1 protein-coding gene is annotated in these 704 nt (G+C 36.9%); it reads right to left on the bottom strand.

The window, feature by feature from the left end:
- Positions 1-224: 224 nt before the first annotated feature.
- Positions 225-704, bottom strand: a 480-nt coding sequence (locus NC799_RS18330; RefSeq protein ID WP_272447858.1) for an IS3 family transposase, incomplete at its 5' end; no start/stop codon positions are given.

The following is a 704-nucleotide window of genomic DNA, read 5'->3' as shown; positions in this document are numbered from 1 at the left end:
TGGTATGTCAACACTAAACTGGACAAATTTATAAAGGAACATAAACTTGTTTATAGCGTTAAAAGTCTAGTGTTCTATTGGAAGTTAGAACGTACCATTTTGTCACTTGACTTTGAGCCTCTACGGGCAAGATCATGAGCCAGGAAGCCAGATATTTCAATAAATCTGGCTCAGCTATCCAGGCTATCTCGCCCGCCTCTCCAAGTAAAGTGCAGCGATTCCCTTTATGATTGGTGCTTATCCTTATATTCGTTGGGCGTTAAATAATCTAGAGACCCGTGGATTCGAATGTTATTAAACCAATTCACGTAATCAAATAATTCAAGATCAAGCTCTTGTTGGCTTGAAAAAACCCTTCCACTAACGAATTCTGTTTTAATTGTTTTAAACGTTGCCTCAGCAACAGCATTATCATAAGGTGTACCTTTATCACTCAATGATCTTTGAATACTAAAGGTTTCTAATGCTTCATCTATCAATTGATTTTTAAACTCACTTCCTCGATCTGTGTGGAACAATTCGAGGCGATTTAGGTTGTATTTCACACTTGAAAAGGCACGTTGAACTAGCTCAGCTTTTTTGTTAGGTCCAGCGCTGTAGCCAATAATTTCACGATTATATAAGTCTACTAATACGCAAATATAATGCCAATTTTGCTTTACTCTTACATAGGTTAAATCACTCACAACCACTTTTAGTTCTTC

The sequence above is a fragment of the Aquibacillus salsiterrae genome (genome assembly GCF_028416595.1).
Classification (GTDB): domain Bacteria; phylum Bacillota; class Bacilli; order Bacillales; family Amphibacillaceae; genus Aquibacillus_A; species Aquibacillus_A salsiterrae.
This window is presented reverse-complemented; position numbering and strand designations above follow the sequence as displayed.